This window comes from Janthinobacterium breve (assembly GCF_051380895.1).
GTDB lineage: Bacteria > Pseudomonadota > Gammaproteobacteria > Burkholderiales > Burkholderiaceae_D > Janthinobacterium.
In genome coordinates this window covers 202449-219460 of sequence record NZ_JBNYXY010000004.1, presented here as the reverse complement: position 1 = coordinate 219460, position 17012 = coordinate 202449, and the positions used below count along the sequence as shown (strand labels likewise).

Below are 17012 nucleotides of genomic sequence, written 5' to 3'. Positions count from 1 at the left end.
ACTTACTCGACCAGATGCGGTCGACTACATTCACTTAGCTAGTTGCCACTGAGCGAAACTTGGGTTTGCTGCATACAACTTATTACTTCTTGCCTGCTTTAGCGCGCTTGGTACCGTACTTCGAACGCGATTGCTTACGGTCTTTAACGCCTTGGGTATCCAGGGCACCGCGAACCATGTGGTAACGCACACCCGGCAAATCCTTAACGCGACCGCCACGCAACAGCACAACACTATGCTCTTGCAGGTTATGGCCTTCACCGCCAATGTACGAAATGACTTCGAAACCATTGGTCAGGCGAACTTTAGCGACTTTACGCAGAGCCGAGTTAGGCTTCTTTGGAGTCGTGGTGTAAACACGTGTGCAGACGCCACGTTTTTGCGGGCTGTTTTCCAGCGCCGGCGATTTGCTCTTCACGGTCAAAGCGACGCGTGGATTGCGAATCAATTGATTGATGGTTGGCATCGTTATAAATCCAACAAAAAACTACGATTAATAACCCGGGCAAGATGCCCGGCGACTAAAACCTCGTCCCGCTTTCATCTACTGCGCACCGGAGGCGCCCGCAGCCACTCGATAAGGAGCGGCCATGAAATGCCAAGCAATACGTAAACGATGAGCAGAATAAAATCGAGAACTCGCTAGTTTAGACCTTGTGTTACAGGGGGTCAATCAGTTTACCGCTTTTTGCTATAAAAAAAGGCAAAAGATACGGGTTTTTGTGGCATTTTGACTAATCTTTGGCGATGCGGCGCGCACGACGGCACCCCGGAACGATTAATTATTTGGAATTCTTTCCCTGCAGCCAAGCATCGGACGCGCGCATTCTTGTATGACCGCAACACAACAAAAGGACTGATAATAGCGGACATTTTTCGCTGCGCTCCTGCCCCCTTTATGCACCCCTTGCTTCGCCCCGCCAATCTGTTCCTGCTCCTGACATATGCCTTGCTGACGACCGTGCCCTTCATCCCCATGCTGCTGGGACGTCCGCTCGAGCATCCCTGGCAGATGCTCACGTTCGAGCTGCTGGCCTGGCTGGCCGTCTGGAGCATATTCAAGCGCCCCGCGTATTTCCACTGGCTGCTGGTGCCCGCCTTCCTCGCCCTGCCGACGGAAATCTACCTGTTCATCTTCTATGGCCAGGGCATTTCCACGCACCACCTGGGCATCATCTTCGAGACCAGCCCCAAGGAAGCGATGGAATTCCTGGGACAAAAAGTGTGGCTGATGGGCGCTGTCATGCTGGGCGTGATCGCCTGGTGTGCGGTCAGCTGGTTGGCCGCCATGCGCACGCGCGACCTGGACTGGCGCGGCAAGACGCGCCCGGCCGCCTTCCTGCTGCTGATCCTGCTGGGCGGCTTCTGGTGGTATGGCTACGAATTCGGTTTCGACGCCAAGGCCCTGCATCGCGCCGCCGCGCCAGCCAAAGCCAGCACGCCGGCGGCCAGCGGCAAGGCGGGCGCCTCCGGCTTCGGCGACGCCAGCTCGGCCGAAGACGAGACGGCCGAGGAAGACGACGAGAGCAGCAAGCCGGAGAACGCCAGCATCGCCGGCGCCGATGAAACGGGCCTGGGCTGGCCCAGCCTGCCCCACTGGGCGCGCCTGCCCTACGCGTTCGACACCGTCAGCAATTCCTGGCCGTTCGGCCTGGCCGCGCGCGGCTTCGATTTCTACAAGGAGCGCAAATACCTGGCCGAGCTGGGACAGAAAAGCAGCAGCTTCCGTTTCGGCGCGCACCAGCAAGATCCCGATCCCCATCCGGAAGTGGTGGTCATGGTGATCGGCGAATCGTCGCGCTACGACCGCTGGAGCCTGAACGGCTATGAGCGCGACACCAATCCCCTGCTGAAACAGGAAAGCAACCTGGTGCCGCTGGCCGACGTCATCACGGCCGTTTCCGCCACGCGCCTGTCCGTGCCTGTCATCATCTCGCGCAAGCCGGCCACGCAAAGCCTCAAGGATGGGTTCTCGGAAAAATCCTTCCTCACCGCCTACAAGGAAGCGGGCTTCAAGACCTACTGGCTGTCGAACCAGATCTCGTTCGGCCAGTTCGATACGCCCGTCTCCGTGTTTGCCAAGGAAGCGGACGTGGTGCAATTCCTGAACCTGGGCGGCTTTACCAACAATTCAAATTTCGACCAGATCCTGTTCGATCCGTTCAAGAATGCGCTGGCCGACCCGGCACCGAAAAAACTCATCGTGCTGCACACGCTGGGCAGCCACTGGAACTACAGCCAGCGCTACCCCAAGCAATTCGACAAGTGGCAGCCGTCGCTGTTCGGCGTCGACAAACCCGTCTACACGGACACGGCCATCAAGCCGCAGCTGAACAACAGCTACGACAGCTCCATCCTGTACACGGACTGGTTTTTATCGCAAGTGATCGGCATGCTGAAGGACGATGGCCAGCGCACTGCCCTGCGCAGCTCGCTCGTCTATGTGGCCGACCATGGCCAGACCCTGTACGACGGCACCTGCCGCCTGGCCTTCCACGGACATAACACGCAGTTCGAATTCCACGTGCCCGCCTTCGTCTGGTATTCACCGCAATTCCAGCAGCACTATCCCGACAAGGTGACGCAGCTGCAACGCCATCAAAAGGCACGCCTGTCGACGGAAAACATGTTCCACACCCTGCTCGACCTGGGCGACATCCGCTTTGCCGGCGAACAGCCTGAATGGAGCATCGCCAGTCCCCGCTTCAAGCAGCACAAGCGCTATGTCGACAGCTACGGCTGGACCAACTACGACAACGCCATCATCCGTGGCGATTGCCGCGAAGTGATCGACAAGAGCACGCCGGAAAAACAGGACAAGTAAGGGCGGTCATCAGGCCCGTTTAAGGACGCCGCCGCAATCGGCCGGTTGCGCCATGTGCGTGCTGAGCCAGTCGAAGACCTGCCCCGCCTTCGCCTCGATGGCGCTGCCGAAGCCCCGCTGCGCCAGCAGGGCGATGCCGTTGGTGGCCTGCAGCACGCCAGGTGCCAGCAGCAGCGCGCCGGCGTCATCGCGGCGCACGCACCACGGCGCCAGGCAGTCTTCCAGCAGCGGTCCCAGCACCAGGTTGTGCGACGAGACGATCACCAGGTGGCGCGCGGCCAGCGTATGCAGCACGGCGGCCGCCGCCGCCACCGATTCGAGGTGGTTCGTGCCGCGGAAAATTTCATCGATCAGGAACAAGGCCGGCGCGCCGCTCTCGGCCAGCGCCAGCAATTCACGCGCGCGCCGCAGCTCGGCGATGTACAGGCTCTCGCCCCCATCGAGCGAATCTTCATTCTGCATACTTGCATACACGGCCAGGCGCGGCACATCAGCGCTGTCCGCATGACAAAAGCCAAAGGCCCGCGCGCAGACCAGGTTCAAGCCTATGCAACGCAGCAAGGTGCTCTTGCCGATACCGTTCTGGCCGGAGATGAAGCACCCCTTGCCTTGCACGCCGAACGACAGCGGCGCGGCGTTCTCCAGCAAGGGATGCAGCATGCCCTGCAAGGCCAGCGCGCGCGGCGCCGCGGTGCCCGCCCAGCAAAACACGGGGGCCGCACGCAGCTGCCTCGCCAGCGCCAGGTCCGCTTCCAGCTGTGCCACCTGGGTAAAGCTGTCACGCAGAAAAGGCAGCTGCTGCGCCACCAACTGGCGCGTGCGGAAGTAGCGCTTGACGTTTTTCAGCAGGAGCCAGTCGCCATACTCGACCAGCAGCGTATCGACGAAGGGCACGTAATGCAGCAGCGAGCGCTCGATGGCGCGCGTCAGCTTGGCCGCCTGCGCGCCGCCGGCCGCCAATGGCAAGGCTGCCGGCACATCGAGCCGCGCTAGCGCGGCACGGGTTTTCAGCAGGTGGCGCAAGGTATCGAGCGTACGTTCCCATAGCTTGGCGCTTTCGTAAAAACGCACCTGCACGGTCATCAGCGCAACACAGGCGGCCAGCACGCCAAACAGCGCAGGCCAACCCACCAGCCAGCTGGCGGCAATGGCCAGCAACAAGGCCAGCGGCACCAGCCATAGCCAGGCACTCCACCGGGGCGCCGATGCCAGCGTCGCACCGAACAGGGTCTCGCTCACTTCCGTATCGGCCTGACGCAAGGGCAAGCAGGCGCGCTGCAGGCTGGCCGCCTGGGCCGGATCGTCCAGCAATCGTCGGATGCGCCCAATGGAGCCGGGATCGGCCTGGCCACCGCTCAGGCGCCGGTGCAGCTCCTGCTGGCCAAAGATGCTGGTCTCGCGCGCCAGCTGCGCCGCATACTGGTCGAGCAGCAGCTCGTTCCAGGTCTGGCCATCGAGCGATGGCGCCTCGCCCGTCAACCGCTGCAGCATCGCCACATCGCTGCGCGCGAAAGGATAATCAAGCGCCGTCGCAAAGGCGCGGGCAGGGAAAAGTTGCTGGAGGGATGGATGCATGGCGCCTGGGGAGGGGTCAAAAAAGAAGTCGCCACAACAGATGCAGGCGATTGCCAATTTATCAAGTGCAAGCTGCGCGACGGACACGTTGGACAACGCGGACACGGCGGACAGCCGGACGCTAAAAATTTTCCCCATTCAAATCAACGACTTAATAACTGGCACGGATCGTGCATTGGAAAAGTCATCCTTCACGAGACCTGACCATGATCCGCGATACTTCCTCCCAAGATGCCGTACTGTCCGCCCCGCCGGGCCAGCGCCACAAGCAACGCGCCCTGCTGCTGGCTGGCGCCGTCATCGTCATCGGCGCCGTCATCGCTGTCGTTGCCGGCTGGCGCAACAGCGAGCATTCCGTCAACAGCAGCCGCCTGCGCATCGCCGACGTCACGCGCGGCACCCTGATCCGCGACGCCGCCGTCACCGGCCGCGTGGTCGCCTCGATCAGCCCCACCTTGTATTCGACCACGGTGGCCACCGTCACGCTGAAAGCGAAGGCGGGCGACACCGTGAAGAAAGGCGATATCCTGGCCGTGCTGGAGTCGCCGGACCTGTCCGACGCCCTCAAGCGCGAACAATCGAGCGTGCAGCAGCTGGAGGCGGAAGTGGCGCGCCAGCAGATCCTGGCCAAGAAACAGAAACTGCTGGCGCGGCGTGAAGCCGATACGGCCGAAATCGATCGCCTGTCCGCACAGCGCACGCTCGAGCGCTATGAGAGCGTGGCGCAGGTGGGCATCATCGCCAAGATCGATTACCAGAAGGCCAAGGATGCCTTGAATTCAGCCGATATCCGCAGCAAGCACGCCTCGCAGGCGGCGGGCCTGGAAAGCGAAGATGTGACCTTGGCACTGAAAACGAAAAGCAATGAACTCGAACGCCAGCGCCTGGTGCGCGACAACGCCCAGCGCAGGGTCGATGAACTGACCGTGCGCGCCCCCGTCAACGGCTTTATCGGCACCCTGTCGGTAGCCAACCGCAGCGTGGTGCAAGCCAATACGGCCCTGATGACCTTGGTCGACCTGTCGCAGCTGGAAGTCGAGCTCGAGGTGCCTGAAACCTACGTCGCCGACATGGGCCTGGGCATGCGCGCCGAGATCGAAACGGGCGTCATCAGGGCGACCGGCAAGTTGTCGGCGCTGTCGCCCGAAGTGGTGAAAAACCAGGTGCTGGCGCGCGTGCGTTTCGATGGCGTGCAGCCAGCCGGCCTGCGCCAGAACCAGCGCGTGGCGGCGCGCCTGCTGATCGATGAAAAGCCGAATGTGCTGATGCTGGCGCGCGGCTCCTTCGTCGAAGCCGAAGGTGGCCGTTTCGCTTACGTCGTGCGCGACGGCGTGGCCATCCGCACGCCGATCAAACTGGGCGCGACCAGCGTCTCGGCCGTGGAAATCCTCGACGGCTTGAAACTGGGCGACAAGGTGGTGGTCGCCGGTACGGAAAACTTTGCGAACGCTGCCCGCGTCTCGCTCAATTGAATCTCCTTCATCTCACTATACAAGAGGCCCCTCCATGCTGCGCATGCAAAACCTGAGCAAAGTCTATCGTACCCACATGATCGAAACCCACGCGCTGCGCGGCTTCGACATCCATGTGCAACAAGGTGAATTCGTCACCGTCACCGGGCCGTCCGGTTCGGGCAAGACGAGTTTTCTGAACATCGCCGGCCTGCTCGAGGAATTCACCGATGGTGAATACATACTCGACGGCGTCAACGTCAGGGGCATGGACGACAATGCCCGTTCGCGCCTGCGCAATGAAAAACTCGGATTCATCTTCCAGGGTTTTAATCTGATCCCCGACCTGTCGCTGTTCGACAACGTCGACGTACCGCTGCGCTACCGGGGCTTCAACCGCGCCGAACGCAAGGAACGCATCGAGGAAGCGCTGGCCAAGGTCGGCCTGGCGTCGCGCATGAAACACTATCCGGCCGAATTGTCGGGCGGCCAGCAGCAGCGCGTGGCGATCGCGCGCGCGCTGGCCGGCTCGCCCAAGCTGCTGCTGGCCGATGAACCGACGGGCAACCTGGACACGCAGATGGCGCGCGGCGTGATGGAGCTGCTGGAAGAAATCAATGCGCAAGGCACCACCATCCTGATGGTCACGCACGATCCGGAACTGGCGCTGCGCAGCCAGCGCAATGTGCACATCATCGACGGCCAGGTGTCGGACCTGGTGCAGCATGGCGCCACGCTGTCGGCCAAGCCGCAGCACGCCGTGACCGCCTGAGGAGAGACCATGTTCCGCTACTATTTCACGCTGGGCCTGCGCAGCCTGCGCCGCAACCGCGCCCTGACCGCATTGATGATACTGACGCTGGCCGTCGGCGTGGCCGCCAGCGTCTCCACCGTCACCATCCTGCACGCCATGTCCGGCGATCCGCTGCCGCACAAGAGCGACCGCATGTTCGTGCCGATAATCGACATCCTGCCCCTCAAAGGCTACGTCCCCGGCGAAGAACCCGGTTTCTCGCAAGCCCAGATGAGCTATATCGATGCACGCAATTTCATGGCCAGCAAGATGGGCGTGCGCCGCACCGTCATGTACGGCGTGGCCGGTCCGGTCGAGCCGGCGCGCAAGGATATCGGGTCCTTCAACTCCCAGGGCCTGGCGCCCACGCGCGATTTTTTCAGCATGTTCGACGCCCCCTTCCTGTACGGCCAGCCGTGGAGCGAGGCCGATGACGCCAGCGGCGCCGACGTGATCGTCCTGAGCCGCGCACTGGCCGAAAAACTGATGGGCACCAGCAACCCCGTCGGCCAGCGAGTCACGGTACTGGGCCGGCCCTACATGGTGACGGGCGTGCTGGCGACCTGGGACGTGGTGCCACGCCCGCACCGCATCATCGGAAGCAAGGGTGCCTTTGGCGCAGAAGACGAATTCTTCATCCCGTTTGCCAGCGCGATTCGTCACGAGACGGAGCACGACGGCGGCATGAGCTGCAATAATGAGCAGAACGTCCCCCCCGGCTTCCAAGGCCGGCTCGTTTCCGGCTGCACCTGGCTGCAGTTCTGGTTCGAAATGGCCAGCAGCGGCGAGCGCGGCCAGTTGCAGCAATATCTGGATGCTTATGCGGGCGAGCAGCGCAAGCTGGGGCGCATGAAGCGCAACGCGCCGAACCGGCTGTACGACCTGAACGAATGGATGAGCTATTTGCATGTGGTCGACAACGACAACAAGCTGGCAGCCTGGCTGGCCTTCGGCTTTCTGTTGCTGTGCCTGGTCAACACCATCGGCCTGCTGCTGGCGAAGTTTTCCGTGCGCGCCAGCGAAGTCGGCATCCGCCGCGCGCTGGGCGCCACGCGGCGCGACATCTTCCGCCAGTTCCTGATCGAAAGCGGCGTGATCGGCCTGGCCGGCGGCGTGATCGGCCTGCTGCTGGCGTTTGGTGCACTGGCCGTGGTCAGCCAGCAGTCGAAGGAACTGGGCACCGTGGCGCACATGGATGTACCGATGCTGCTGCTGACGTTTGCCATGTCGGTGCTGGCGGCCGTACTCGCTGGCCTCCTGCCCACCTGGCGCGCCTGCCAGGTGACGCCGGCGATCCAGCTCAAGTCCCAATGACATCCACTTATCCACTATGAGGTCCAGCATGGAAATCCGTCCCATCCTGTCGGCGCTGATGCGCAGCAAAACCGGCGCCATCCTGGTGGCCGTGCAGATCGCGATCAGCCTGGCCATCCTGGCCAATGCCCTGCATATCGTCAACCTGCGCCAGGCAGTGGCCGCGCGGCCCACCGGCGTGGCCGCTGAAAACGACATTTTTTATGTCAATATCCAGAACATGGATCGCGGCAGCCACCAGCGCCAGCTGTCCGAGCAGAAGCGCCAGGCAGCCCTGCTGCGCGCCTTGCCGGGCGTGCTGTCGGTGGCGCAAACCTCGCAGGCGGTGCTGTCGCGCTCCGGCCACTCCACCGGCGTGGCGGCGAAACGCAGCCAGGCCACATCCAGCGCCAACCTGTCGACCTACTACTCGCCCGATTCACTGGTCAAGACCTATGGCTTGCAATTGGTGGAGGGGCGCGACTTCCGGCCCGACGAAGTGCCCGAGATAGACGAAGATGTCGACGATAGCTATCCCACGGTGGCCATTGTGACGCGCGCTGCGGCACAAAAAATCTGGCCCGGCGAAACCAGCTTTGTCGGCAAGACACTGTACCAGGGTACGGGCGCCGATGATCCTGAACTGCACGTGGTTGGCGTGGTCGAGCGGCTGCAGACGCAGGTCGCCCAGGTGAAGGCCGAAGGCGAATACTCCATGCTCATGCCGGTGCGCCTGACGGGCGGGCGCGATTCGCTGCTGTATGCGGTGCGCGCCGAACCGGGCCAGCGCGACCGCCTGATGAAGGAGGCAGAGCAAGCCATCCGCACTTCCACCAGCGACCGCCTGCTGGTGCGCGTCGACACCCTGGAAAAGCACCGCCAGTTGCGCTACCGGGCCGACAAGGGCCTGTCCTGGATGCTGATCGCCGTGTCGACCCTGCTGCTACTGGTGACGGCCAGCGGCATCGTCGGCATTGCCAGCTTGTGGGTGACCCAGCGCAGGAAGCAGATCGGCGTGCGGCGCGCGCTGGGTGCCCGCCGCATCGACATACTGCGCTATTTCCTGACGGAGAATTTCATGATCACCAGCGTCGGCGTGGCGTGCGGCGTGCTGCTGGCGCTGGGCTTGAATCAGCTGCTGGTGAGCCAGCTGGAAATGGCGCGCCTGCCACCCGGCTATCTGCTGGCCGGTGCGCTGGTATTCTGGCTGCTGGGCGTGGGCGCGGTGTACGGCCCGGCATGGCGCGCCGCCAGCATTTCGCCGGCCACTGCCACCCGCAGTACCTGATTCGGCACCTGAGTGATATGCTGCGCGCATGCCTACCGTACTGATTATTGACGACAATGCCGCCGTGGCCATCGCGCTGGACGTGCTGTTCTCCCTGCACGATATCGACGCCGTGCGCGCCGCCTCGCCCGAGGAAGGCCTGCATCTGCTCGAACGCCACGCCATCGACCTGGTGGTGCAGGACATGAACTTCACGGCCGACACCACCTCGGGCGAGGAAGGCAGCGCGCTGTTCCACGCCATCCGCGCGCGCTACCCGGACCTGCCCGTGATCCTGCTGACGGCATGGACCCAGCTCGACGCGGCCGTCGACCTGATCAAGTCCGGCGCGGCCGACTACCTGGCCAAGCCATGGGATGACCGGCGCCTGATCGCCAGCGTGCAGAACCTGCTGGAACTGGGGCAGGCCAACCGCGCGCTGCGCCAGCGCGTGGTGGCCGAGCAGCGCCAGCGCCACGCCCTGGAACACGACTTCGACTTGCGCGGCATGGTGTGGCAAGACCCGGCCACCGAACGCGTGGTGCACCTGGCTTGCCAGGTGGCGCGCGCCGACGTGCCCGTGCTCATTTCCGGGCCGAACGGCAGCGGCAAGGAACGCATCGCCGCCATCGTGCAAGCCAATTCCCAGGTCGCCGGCGGCCCCTTCGTCGTGCTCAATTGCGGCGCCGTGCCGGTGGAGCTGATCGAGGCGGAACTGTTCGGCGCCGAGGCGGGCGCCTACACCGGCATCACTCGCGCACGCGATGGCAAGTTCGACGCGGCCGACGGCGGCACGCTGTTCCTCGATGAAATCGGCAACCTGCCGCTGGCCGGGCAAATGAAACTGCTGCGCGTACTGGAAACGGGACGCTTCGAGCGCCTCGGCTCGAACCGCGAGCGACAAGTGAAGGTGCGCGTCATCAGCGCCAGCAACGCCGACCTGCCGGCGATGATCAAGGCGGGCACGTTTCGCGAAGACCTGTTCTACCGCTTGAACGTGATCGAACTGCGCCTGCCGCCGCTGGCCCAGCGCCCGCTTGACATCCTGGTACTGGCGCGACATTTCCTGGGCAGCGAAAAAACACTGGATACGCAGGCGCAGGCCACCCTGCTGGCCCACGGCTGGCCGGGCAATGTGCGCGAACTGAAAAACGTCATGCAGCGCGCCAGCCTGCTGACGGCAGGACCGGTAATCCGCGCGCAGGAAACGGGCTTGCCACTGGCGGGACTGCCATCGCTGCGCGCACCGCAGGATGCAGCCACGACGGAACCGGACCGCGACAGCGTCGCCGCCGCCCTGGCGCGCGCACACGGCGTGGTGGCGCAGGCAGCGCAGGAACTGGGGCTGTCACGCCAGGCGCTGTACCGGCGCATGGAACGCCTGGGCATTGCGCGCGGCTGATGGCATACCGCCCCATGCGTCTCTCGCTGCTCACGCGCTGGACGGCGCTGATCATCACCTTGCTGGTGTTGGGCATAGTCATCGTCCTGCTGCTGGCGCTTGTCTTGCCTGACCAGCCGTTGCTGGTGCTGGCGGGTACCTTGCTGTGCGTGCTGCCGGTGGCCATCATTACCATCCGCGCGCAGCTGCAAGCGATGCTGTCGCTGTTTCGCGCCTTGAGCGGCACGGTCGCCAGCTACCAGGACGGCGACTTCGGCTTCAGCTTGCGCTGGCCGCAGAACGATGAACTGGCCGACCTGGTGGCGGCCCACAATGCGCTGGGCGACGTGCTGCGCAAGCAGCGCCTGGACCTGGTGCAGCGCGAACTGTTGCTCGACACCATGGTGCAAAACACGCCGGTGGCCATGCTGCTGGTGGCCGAAGGCAGCGTCATCGTGTACGCCAACCTGGCCGCGCGCCAGCTGCTGCACCACGGCCGCCGGCTCGAAGGACGCCACCTGGCAGACATCGTGCGCGAGGCGGCACCGGCCTTGGCCGAGGCGCTGGCGCGCCGCAACGACGGCCTGTTTACCAGCGGCGAAGGAGAACAGGAAGAGGTGTATCACCTGGCGCGGCGCAGCTTCAGCCTGAACGGACGCAAGCACGAATTGCTGCTGTTGCGCCAGCTGACCCTGGAACTGCGGCGCCAGGAGGTGCAGACCTGGAAAAAAGTCATCCGCGTCATCAGCCATGAGCTCAACAACTCACTGGCGCCACTGGCATCGCTGGCCCATTCCGGCGCCGAGCTGGTGCGCCGCGGCCAGACCGAACGACTGCCGCAAATTCTCGCCACCATCGAGGAGCGCACGCGTCACCTGGAAACCTTCATTCTCGGCTATGCGTGCTTTGCCAAGCTGCCCGCACCGCGCCTGGCGCCGTGCGAGTGGCAACCATTCCTCGAAAGCCTGGCCTCGCAAGCGGCCTTCGCGCTCGACGGCACGCCGCCTGCGCAGGCGGCCGTGTTCGATGCGGCGCAAATGCAGCAAGCCCTGCTCAACTTGCTCAAGAATGCGCTGGAATCGGGCTCGCGGGAAGAGCATATCGGCCTGCACGTCAGCCAGGCGCATGGGCAGCTGCGCATCGAAGTGCGCGACCGGGGGCCGGGCATGAGCGGCGCCGTGCTGGAAAATGCACTGGTGCCGTTTTATTCCACCAAGCGCAGCGGCACCGGCCTGGGCCTGGCTCTGGCGCGCGAAATTGCCGAAGCCCATGGCGGGCGCATCACCCTGGCCAACCGCGAAGGCGGTGGACTGGCGGTGACATTGATACTTCCATTGCCAGACAGAAATTAATTCCCCTCGAAACGATTTTTTGCTCACATTTTGCGCATTTATTTTTCAGTATTATATTGACAATTAGAGTTTTAAATATTGCAACATCGTGAGCGCCATGCCCGTATGTTAGAAATAAGCTATTTAAGTTTGCATAATGATATAAAAATAGCTCATTGACAATGAAATGTCTTGGCGATAATTTATCTGAGCGGCACGGTTTTTTTGAAACATCAATCGTTTTCTCGCGGGGATAAATATGAAACTGAAATCACTCATTGCAGTGGCGTTACTGAGCGCGGCCTCCATCGGCGTAGCGCAGGCGACTGCGTATAACGTGGACCTGAGCAACACCACCGGCAACCTGTGGACAGGCGGCTTCAACGCCACGCCCACTCCGCTCGGCGGCTTTACCGACACCTTCACATTCACTCCCGATGCCACTTTCGGTTCGACCGCACAAGCTTTCCTGGCCAACCTGTCGGTCACGGGCAGCGATGCTTCCTCCATCAACTTCAGCGGTGCCAACCTGAACGGCATCGCCCTGACTGGCTTCGGCGGCCCCTCCGTCTTCGGCTATGCCCAGGGCGAAGTGCTGGCGCAAACCAGCCTGCTGTTCAACGGCCCGATGGTCCTCACGGTCATGGGAACCAGCAATGGCGGCAGCTATGGCGGCACCTTCAACCTGAACCTGGCCCCGGTCCCCGAACCGGAAACGTATGGCATGCTGCTGGCCGGCCTCGGCATACTGGGCTTCCTGGCACGGCGCCGCAAGCAAGCTTGAGCGCACCACCCCAAAGACGCCACGGCGTCTTTTTTCATGCGGCTGCTACACTGGCGCCATGACGACCGACTTTACCTCTACCAGCCATACCGCCTTCAGCCACCCGGGCCACCCACCGGCCACCACCACCGAACACCGCGGCATCCGCTACCTGCACCTGGGTACCAAGTGGGTGCAGGGCGCGATGCGCCTGGACAAACCCGACGCCATCGAGCTCGAATACGTGCAGATGATGATGATGTGGATGCTGTTCAAGACGCAACCCAAACGCATCGTGCAGCTGGGACTGGGCAGCGCTGCACTGACCAAATTCAGCTACCGCCGCTTCCCCGACGCCTCGGTCACGGCCATCGAACTCAATCCGAATGTGATCGCCATCTGCGGCGCCCAGTTTGCGCTGCCGCCGAACGACGCGCGCCTCGATGTGCGCGAAATGAATGCGCTCGACTTCGTGCTCGATCCTGCCAACCATGGCACCATCGACGCGCTGCAAGTGGACCTGTACGACGAGGACGCGCGCGGCCCCGTGCTCGACACGCCCGAGTTCTACCAGGCTTGCTTCGACTGCCTGGCAGACGATGGCATCATGTGCACGAATGTCTTCGGCGACTTTCCCAACTACGACAAGAATTTGCAGGCGATGGAACTGGTCTTCGACGCCGTCGTCTGGGTGCCGGAAATGGAAGATGAAAACATTGTCGTGCTGGCCTTCAAAAAATCGCCGTCGCTCGACTTCAGCGACTTGTACGAACGCGCCGCCACCATCAAGAAGCAGTTCAACCTGCCCGCCAAGAACTGGGTCAACGGCTTGAAGCAGTGGATGCAGGACCAGCAGTAATGCAGCATCACGCCGGCAGCAGCGCGCCCAGGCGGCGCGCCAGACCATCCATATTCTCGGCCGGCACCTGCGCATAGCCGAGCAGGAAACCGTTCCAGCCTATGCCCTCGCCCCTCCTCTCGCCCGTGCCATGCGCGTACAGCGCCAGCGCCACGATGCTATCCTGCGCGGCGCGGCGGCTCAGCGCCAGGTCATCCCATGCCGTGTCGTGAAAACGCAGCGCCAGGTGCATGCCGGCCGTGCCGCCATGGATGGCCGCGCCAGCACACGCATGGCGCTGCAATGCCTCGCTCAAGGCATCACGCCGCTGGCGGTACAGGCGGCGCATGCGCCGCACATGGCGCGTAAACAGGCCGCTACGCAGGAACTCGGCCAGCGCCAGCTGTTCGGCCACGCGCCCCCGCGCGGCACCCTGCGCCTGCATCTGCGCGAAGGCCCCGGCCAGCCCCGCCGGCACGACGATAAAAGCCAGCCGCAAGGCGGGAAACATGGTCTTGCTGAAGGTGCCCAGATACACGACGGGCGCGTCAACCACCAGTCCCTGCATGGCCGCCAAGGGCGGGCCGCCATGGCGAAATTCGCTGTCGTAATCGTCTTCGATGATCATGGCGCCGGCGGCGCGCGCGCGTTGGAGCAGCGCCATGCGGCGCGCGGGACTGAGCACGCTGCCGGTCGGATACTGGTGCGAGGGCGTGGTGTAGATCAGGCGCGGCGGCGCCGCGTTCCAGTCGTCGTCTGTCGGTGCGATGCCATCCATGTCCACCGCAATGCCCGTCACCTGCAGACCGGCGCCGCGACCCGCCGCCAGCGCGCCGCCGTAGCCGGGATGCTCAATCCACAAGGTGTCACCCTGGTCGGCAAAGGCGCGCAGGCACACATCGAGGCTGCTCTGCGTGCCGTCCGTGATGAACACCTGGCCCGCGTCGCACACGACGCCACGCGCGGCGCGCAAATGGTCGGCGATGGCCATGCGCAGCTGCGGCTCGCCGGCAGGATCGCCGTAATTGAGCTGGCGCGGCGTCAGCGCGCGCCACGCGCGGTCCAGCATGCGCCGCCACTGCGCCAGCGGAAATTCATCGAGCGCCGGCACGCCAGGCGCGAACGCCCCCATCGCGTCGGCGGGAAACACCACCGTCGCATTCACATCCTGTCCCGCCACGCCGCGCAAATGCCGGGCGCGGCGCGACAAGCCATCCTTGCTGCCTGCCGGCGGCGCCGACACCGGCACGCCGGCGCTGCCAGCGACCACGGTGCCGCGTCGGTCCGGCAAAACAAAACCTTCGCTGGCCAATTGCTCGTAGGCGTACAACACGGTATTGCGCGCCAGTCCCAGTTCGGCCGCCAGCACGCGCGTCGCGGCCAGCCGCGTGCCGGGCGCCAGCTGGCCGCTGCGGATCCCCGCGCGCAGGCATTCATGCAACAGGCGCTGGCGCGGCCAGCCCCGCTCGCGGTGCGTGCGCTCGAACGCGCCCAGCAGCAAAGCAAAATCCATGCGCCTCCTTGTGGCTCTACATTATTTGTCAGGTCTGGATCTTTTTTCAGGGCCAGATGCCGATTATAGTGCGGCCTGCTACTTCAACCAACCGGACTTCCACCATGACCGCTACCACCCTGCCTCCCAGCCTCCGTACCCGCGTGCGCCGCGTCGCCGAACTCGCCAGCTATGAGCAGAGCACCCTGTATGCCATCCTCGACGCCGCCTACCTGTGCCATATCGCCTTCCGCGACGACAAGGGCAGCCATTGCATCCCGACCGCCTGCTGGCGCATCGGTGGCCACCTGTACATCCACGGCTCGAACGGCAGCCGCATGCTCAAGCAGCTCTTGCACGATACCGACGTGTGCGACGTGTGCGTGACGGTGACCCATCTCGACGGCCTGGTGCTGGCGCGTTCGGCCTTCAATCACACCATGAACTACCGCTCGGCGATGGTGTACGGGCGGTTTGAAAAAGTAAGTGATATCGGCCAGCAGCATGCGGCCATGGATGCGCTGATGGAAAAGCTGGCACCGGGACGCCTGGCACATGTGCGCGGCGGCAGCACCAAGGAATATGCGGCCACCACCGTGCTGCGCATCGCGCTCGACGAATGCGCCGTCAAGCAGCGCAGAGGCGGCCCGCTCGACGACGCGGTCGACATGGCGCATGTCGTCTGGACGGGCGAACTGCCCTTCACGCATGGCCATGGCGCGGCCATCGCCGATGCGCTCAACACCAGCGAGATGCCAGCGTATGCCGCCGCATGGGGTACGGAATCCGCTTGACCGGCCGGCGTGCTTGCCCGATGATCGGCGTTGATGGCGATCGCCACCAATTTACCAACCGATCCAATCACGCATGGAGCATATGATGATGAAGCGAGTATCCCTGGCCGCGGCCTTGACGGCAATGCTGGCCTGCGGTGGCGCGGCACTGGCCGCCGATATGGGCGACGCAGCCCTGAAGGCCGCCATTGCCGGTAGTGCGCGCACGCCGGCCAACGTGGCACGCGACAGCGCCCGCCACCCGTATGAAACGCTGACGTTCTTCGGCATCAAGCCAACCATGACAGTGGTGGAACTGGCGCCAGGCGGCGGCTGGTACACGGAGATCCTGGCGCCCTACCTGCGCGACAACGGCAAGCTGATCGCCGCCGGCAACGATCCGCAATCCGCCAGCGAAGGTGCACGCCGTGGTGCGGCGCGTTTCCAGCAGAAACTCGATGCCAACCCGACCGCTTTCGGCAAGGTGGAACTCGGCGCCTTCGCGCCGCCCACCACCTACCGCATCGCGCCCAAGGGCACGGCAGACATGGTGCTCACCTTCCGCAATATCCACAACTGGATACCCATCGGCGACGAAGGCATGAAAACCCTGTTCAAGGAAGTGTATGACAGCCTGAAGCCGGGCGGCGTATTCGGCGTCGTCGAGCATCGCCTGCCTGTCAGCAAGGCGCAGGATGCCACGGCCAGCAGCGGCTACATGCACGAAGCGTATGTGATCAAGCTGGCCGAAGGTGCAGGGTTCAAACTGGCGGCCAAGTCCGAGATCAACGCCAATCCCAAAGACATGGCAGACCACCAGGGCGGCGTCTGGGCGCTGCCGCCCACCTACGCCAACGAGGATGTAGAGCGGGCCAAATACACGGCCATCGGCGAGAGTGACCGCATGACCCTGAAGTTCGTCAAACCGTAGCGACTGACAGGCGGTGCGCCGGCCTGGCGCGCCGCCAACTGAGGTGAAGCTTACACGTGGATGCCATACACGCCGCACAGGCGTTTCACCAGAGCACAATCGTTTTCATTGCCGTCGGCGAGACAAGAATCGCGGGCTTCTTCACACGTTTCACGCGAAGGCAAGGCATACGCGGAAGAACTGATGGCGCCGGCAAAACCGACGGCGGCGCAAAAGACAAATACGGCTTTTTTCACATTGATCATTTTCATCCCATTCCCAAGAGTTGAGTCGTTATAAAAACCACTGGAAGACCAAGAC

The 17012-nt window shown here is 63.4% G+C and carries 15 protein-coding genes; 11 read left to right on the top strand and 4 right to left on the bottom strand.

Going from position 1 to position 17012, the window contains the following annotated elements; genetic code table 11:
• Nucleotides 1-82: 82 nt before the first annotated feature.
• Nucleotides 83-466 carry a 30S ribosomal protein S12 gene (rpsL, locus tag ACQ4W0_RS08955; protein WP_010394376.1) on the bottom strand — a complete coding sequence of 128 codons (384 nt, stop codon included), beginning with the start codon at nucleotides 464-466 and terminating at the stop codon, nucleotides 83-85.
• A gap of 432 nt (nucleotides 467-898) precedes the next feature.
• On the opposite strand from rpsL, the gene ACQ4W0_RS08950 reads away from it, so the two are divergent.
• Complete coding sequence (locus tag ACQ4W0_RS08950) at nucleotides 899-2824, top strand: phosphoethanolamine transferase (RefSeq protein ID WP_436576436.1); 1926 nt, start codon at nucleotides 899-901, stop codon at nucleotides 2822-2824.
• Between the two features lie 9 nt (nucleotides 2825-2833).
• Here the strand turns inward: ACQ4W0_RS08950 and ACQ4W0_RS08945 are convergent, their stop codons facing one another.
• Nucleotides 2834-4399, bottom strand: a complete 1566-nt coding sequence (locus tag ACQ4W0_RS08945; RefSeq protein WP_436576435.1) for a MutS-related protein — start codon at nucleotides 4397-4399, stop codon at nucleotides 2834-2836.
• A 206-nt stretch (nucleotides 4400-4605) separates the two neighbouring features.
• On the opposite strand from ACQ4W0_RS08945, the gene ACQ4W0_RS08940 reads away from it, so the two are divergent.
• The 8 genes from ACQ4W0_RS08940 to ACQ4W0_RS08905 all read left to right on the top strand — a co-directional run bounded on the left by ACQ4W0_RS08940 (nucleotide 4606) and on the right by ACQ4W0_RS08905 (nucleotide 13537).
• Nucleotides 4606-5871: an efflux RND transporter periplasmic adaptor subunit gene (locus ACQ4W0_RS08940; RefSeq protein ID WP_436576434.1), complete on the top strand. Its 1266-nt coding sequence runs from the start codon at nucleotides 4606-4608 to the stop codon at nucleotides 5869-5871.
• A 34-nt stretch (nucleotides 5872-5905) separates the two neighbouring features.
• Nucleotides 5906-6622: an ABC transporter ATP-binding protein gene (locus tag ACQ4W0_RS08935; RefSeq protein ID WP_436576433.1), complete on the top strand. Its 717-nt coding sequence runs from the start codon at nucleotides 5906-5908 to the stop codon at nucleotides 6620-6622.
• Between the two features lie 9 nt (nucleotides 6623-6631).
• Nucleotides 6632-7957: an ABC transporter permease gene (locus tag ACQ4W0_RS08930; protein ID WP_436576432.1), complete on the top strand. Its 1326-nt coding sequence runs from the start codon at nucleotides 6632-6634 to the stop codon at nucleotides 7955-7957.
• A 28-nt stretch (nucleotides 7958-7985) separates the two neighbouring features.
• On the top strand, nucleotides 7986-9224 hold the full coding sequence (locus ACQ4W0_RS08925) for an ABC transporter permease (RefSeq protein WP_436576431.1): 1239 nt from the start codon (nucleotides 7986-7988) through the stop codon (nucleotides 9222-9224).
• A 28-nt stretch (nucleotides 9225-9252) separates the two neighbouring features.
• Nucleotides 9253-10605 (top strand): sigma-54-dependent transcriptional regulator, encoded by a 1353-nt coding sequence (locus ACQ4W0_RS08920; RefSeq protein WP_436576430.1) that lies wholly within the window; start codon nucleotides 9253-9255, stop codon nucleotides 10603-10605.
• Entirely contained in the window at nucleotides 10605-11936 is a 1332-nt protein-coding gene (locus tag ACQ4W0_RS08915) for a sensor histidine kinase (RefSeq protein ID WP_436576429.1), read from the top strand. The genes ACQ4W0_RS08920 and ACQ4W0_RS08915 overlap by 1 nt, the downstream gene beginning before the upstream one ends.
• A gap of 238 nt (nucleotides 11937-12174) precedes the next feature.
• The gene (locus ACQ4W0_RS08910) at nucleotides 12175-12699 is read left to right on the top strand and encodes an FxDxF family PEP-CTERM protein (protein ID WP_436576428.1); all 525 of its coding nucleotides are present in this window, start codon (nucleotides 12175-12177) and stop codon (nucleotides 12697-12699) included.
• A gap of 58 nt (nucleotides 12700-12757) precedes the next feature.
• Nucleotides 12758-13537 carry a spermine/spermidine synthase domain-containing protein gene (locus ACQ4W0_RS08905; protein ID WP_436576427.1) on the top strand — a complete coding sequence of 260 codons (780 nt, stop codon included), beginning with the start codon at nucleotides 12758-12760 and terminating at the stop codon, nucleotides 13535-13537.
• A 7-nt stretch (nucleotides 13538-13544) separates the two neighbouring features.
• On the opposite strand, the gene pdxR is transcribed toward ACQ4W0_RS08905, so the two are convergent.
• On the bottom strand, nucleotides 13545-15029 hold the full coding sequence (gene pdxR / locus ACQ4W0_RS08900) for a MocR-like pyridoxine biosynthesis transcription factor PdxR (RefSeq protein ID WP_436576426.1): 1485 nt from the start codon (nucleotides 15027-15029) through the stop codon (nucleotides 13545-13547).
• 104 nt (nucleotides 15030-15133) lie between these two features.
• Between pdxR and ACQ4W0_RS08895 the strand changes: the two genes are divergently transcribed.
• Together ACQ4W0_RS08895 and ACQ4W0_RS08890 are read left to right on the top strand one after the other, a co-directional pair.
• Nucleotides 15134-15802 (top strand): pyridoxamine 5'-phosphate oxidase family protein, encoded by a 669-nt coding sequence (locus ACQ4W0_RS08895; protein WP_436576425.1) that lies wholly within the window; start codon nucleotides 15134-15136, stop codon nucleotides 15800-15802.
• Between the two features lie 85 nt (nucleotides 15803-15887).
• Nucleotides 15888-16712, top strand: a complete 825-nt coding sequence (locus ACQ4W0_RS08890; protein WP_436576424.1) for a class I SAM-dependent methyltransferase — start codon at nucleotides 15888-15890, stop codon at nucleotides 16710-16712.
• Between the two features lie 50 nt (nucleotides 16713-16762).
• On the opposite strand, the gene ACQ4W0_RS08885 is transcribed toward ACQ4W0_RS08890, so the two are convergent.
• Nucleotides 16763-16963 carry a hypothetical protein gene (locus ACQ4W0_RS08885; protein WP_436576423.1) on the bottom strand — a complete coding sequence of 67 codons (201 nt, stop codon included), beginning with the start codon at nucleotides 16961-16963 and terminating at the stop codon, nucleotides 16763-16765.
• Nucleotides 16964-17012: the final 49 nt, after the last annotated feature.

What these genes read in the sequence shown, in the direction of transcription:
- rpsL (WP_010394376.1), bottom strand. Translation starts at nt 466, where the DNA reads ATGCCAACCATCAATCAATTGATTCGCAATCCACGCGTCGCTTTGACC.
- ACQ4W0_RS08950 (WP_436576436.1), top strand. Translation starts at nt 899, where the DNA reads ATGCACCCCTTGCTTCGCCCCGCCAATCTGTTCCTGCTCCTGACATAT.
- ACQ4W0_RS08945 (WP_436576435.1), bottom strand. Translation starts at nt 4,399, where the DNA reads ATGCATCCATCCCTCCAGCAACTTTTCCCTGCCCGCGCCTTTGCGACG.
- ACQ4W0_RS08940 (WP_436576434.1), top strand. Translation starts at nt 4,606, where the DNA reads ATGATCCGCGATACTTCCTCCCAAGATGCCGTACTGTCCGCCCCGCCG.
- ACQ4W0_RS08935 (WP_436576433.1), top strand. Translation starts at nt 5,906, where the DNA reads ATGCTGCGCATGCAAAACCTGAGCAAAGTCTATCGTACCCACATGATC.
- ACQ4W0_RS08930 (WP_436576432.1), top strand. Translation starts at nt 6,632, where the DNA reads ATGTTCCGCTACTATTTCACGCTGGGCCTGCGCAGCCTGCGCCGCAAC.
- ACQ4W0_RS08925 (WP_436576431.1), top strand. Translation starts at nt 7,986, where the DNA reads ATGGAAATCCGTCCCATCCTGTCGGCGCTGATGCGCAGCAAAACCGGC.
- ACQ4W0_RS08920 (WP_436576430.1), top strand. Translation starts at nt 9,253, where the DNA reads ATGCCTACCGTACTGATTATTGACGACAATGCCGCCGTGGCCATCGCG.
- ACQ4W0_RS08915 (WP_436576429.1), top strand. Translation starts at nt 10,605, where the DNA reads ATGGCATACCGCCCCATGCGTCTCTCGCTGCTCACGCGCTGGACGGCG.
- ACQ4W0_RS08910 (WP_436576428.1), top strand. Translation starts at nt 12,175, where the DNA reads ATGAAACTGAAATCACTCATTGCAGTGGCGTTACTGAGCGCGGCCTCC.
- ACQ4W0_RS08905 (WP_436576427.1), top strand. Translation starts at nt 12,758, where the DNA reads ATGACGACCGACTTTACCTCTACCAGCCATACCGCCTTCAGCCACCCG.
- pdxR (WP_436576426.1), bottom strand. Translation starts at nt 15,029, where the DNA reads ATGGATTTTGCTTTGCTGCTGGGCGCGTTCGAGCGCACGCACCGCGAG.
- ACQ4W0_RS08895 (WP_436576425.1), top strand. Translation starts at nt 15,134, where the DNA reads ATGACCGCTACCACCCTGCCTCCCAGCCTCCGTACCCGCGTGCGCCGC.
- ACQ4W0_RS08890 (WP_436576424.1), top strand. Translation starts at nt 15,888, where the DNA reads ATGATGAAGCGAGTATCCCTGGCCGCGGCCTTGACGGCAATGCTGGCC.
- ACQ4W0_RS08885 (WP_436576423.1), bottom strand. Translation starts at nt 16,963, where the DNA reads ATGAAAATGATCAATGTGAAAAAAGCCGTATTTGTCTTTTGCGCCGCC.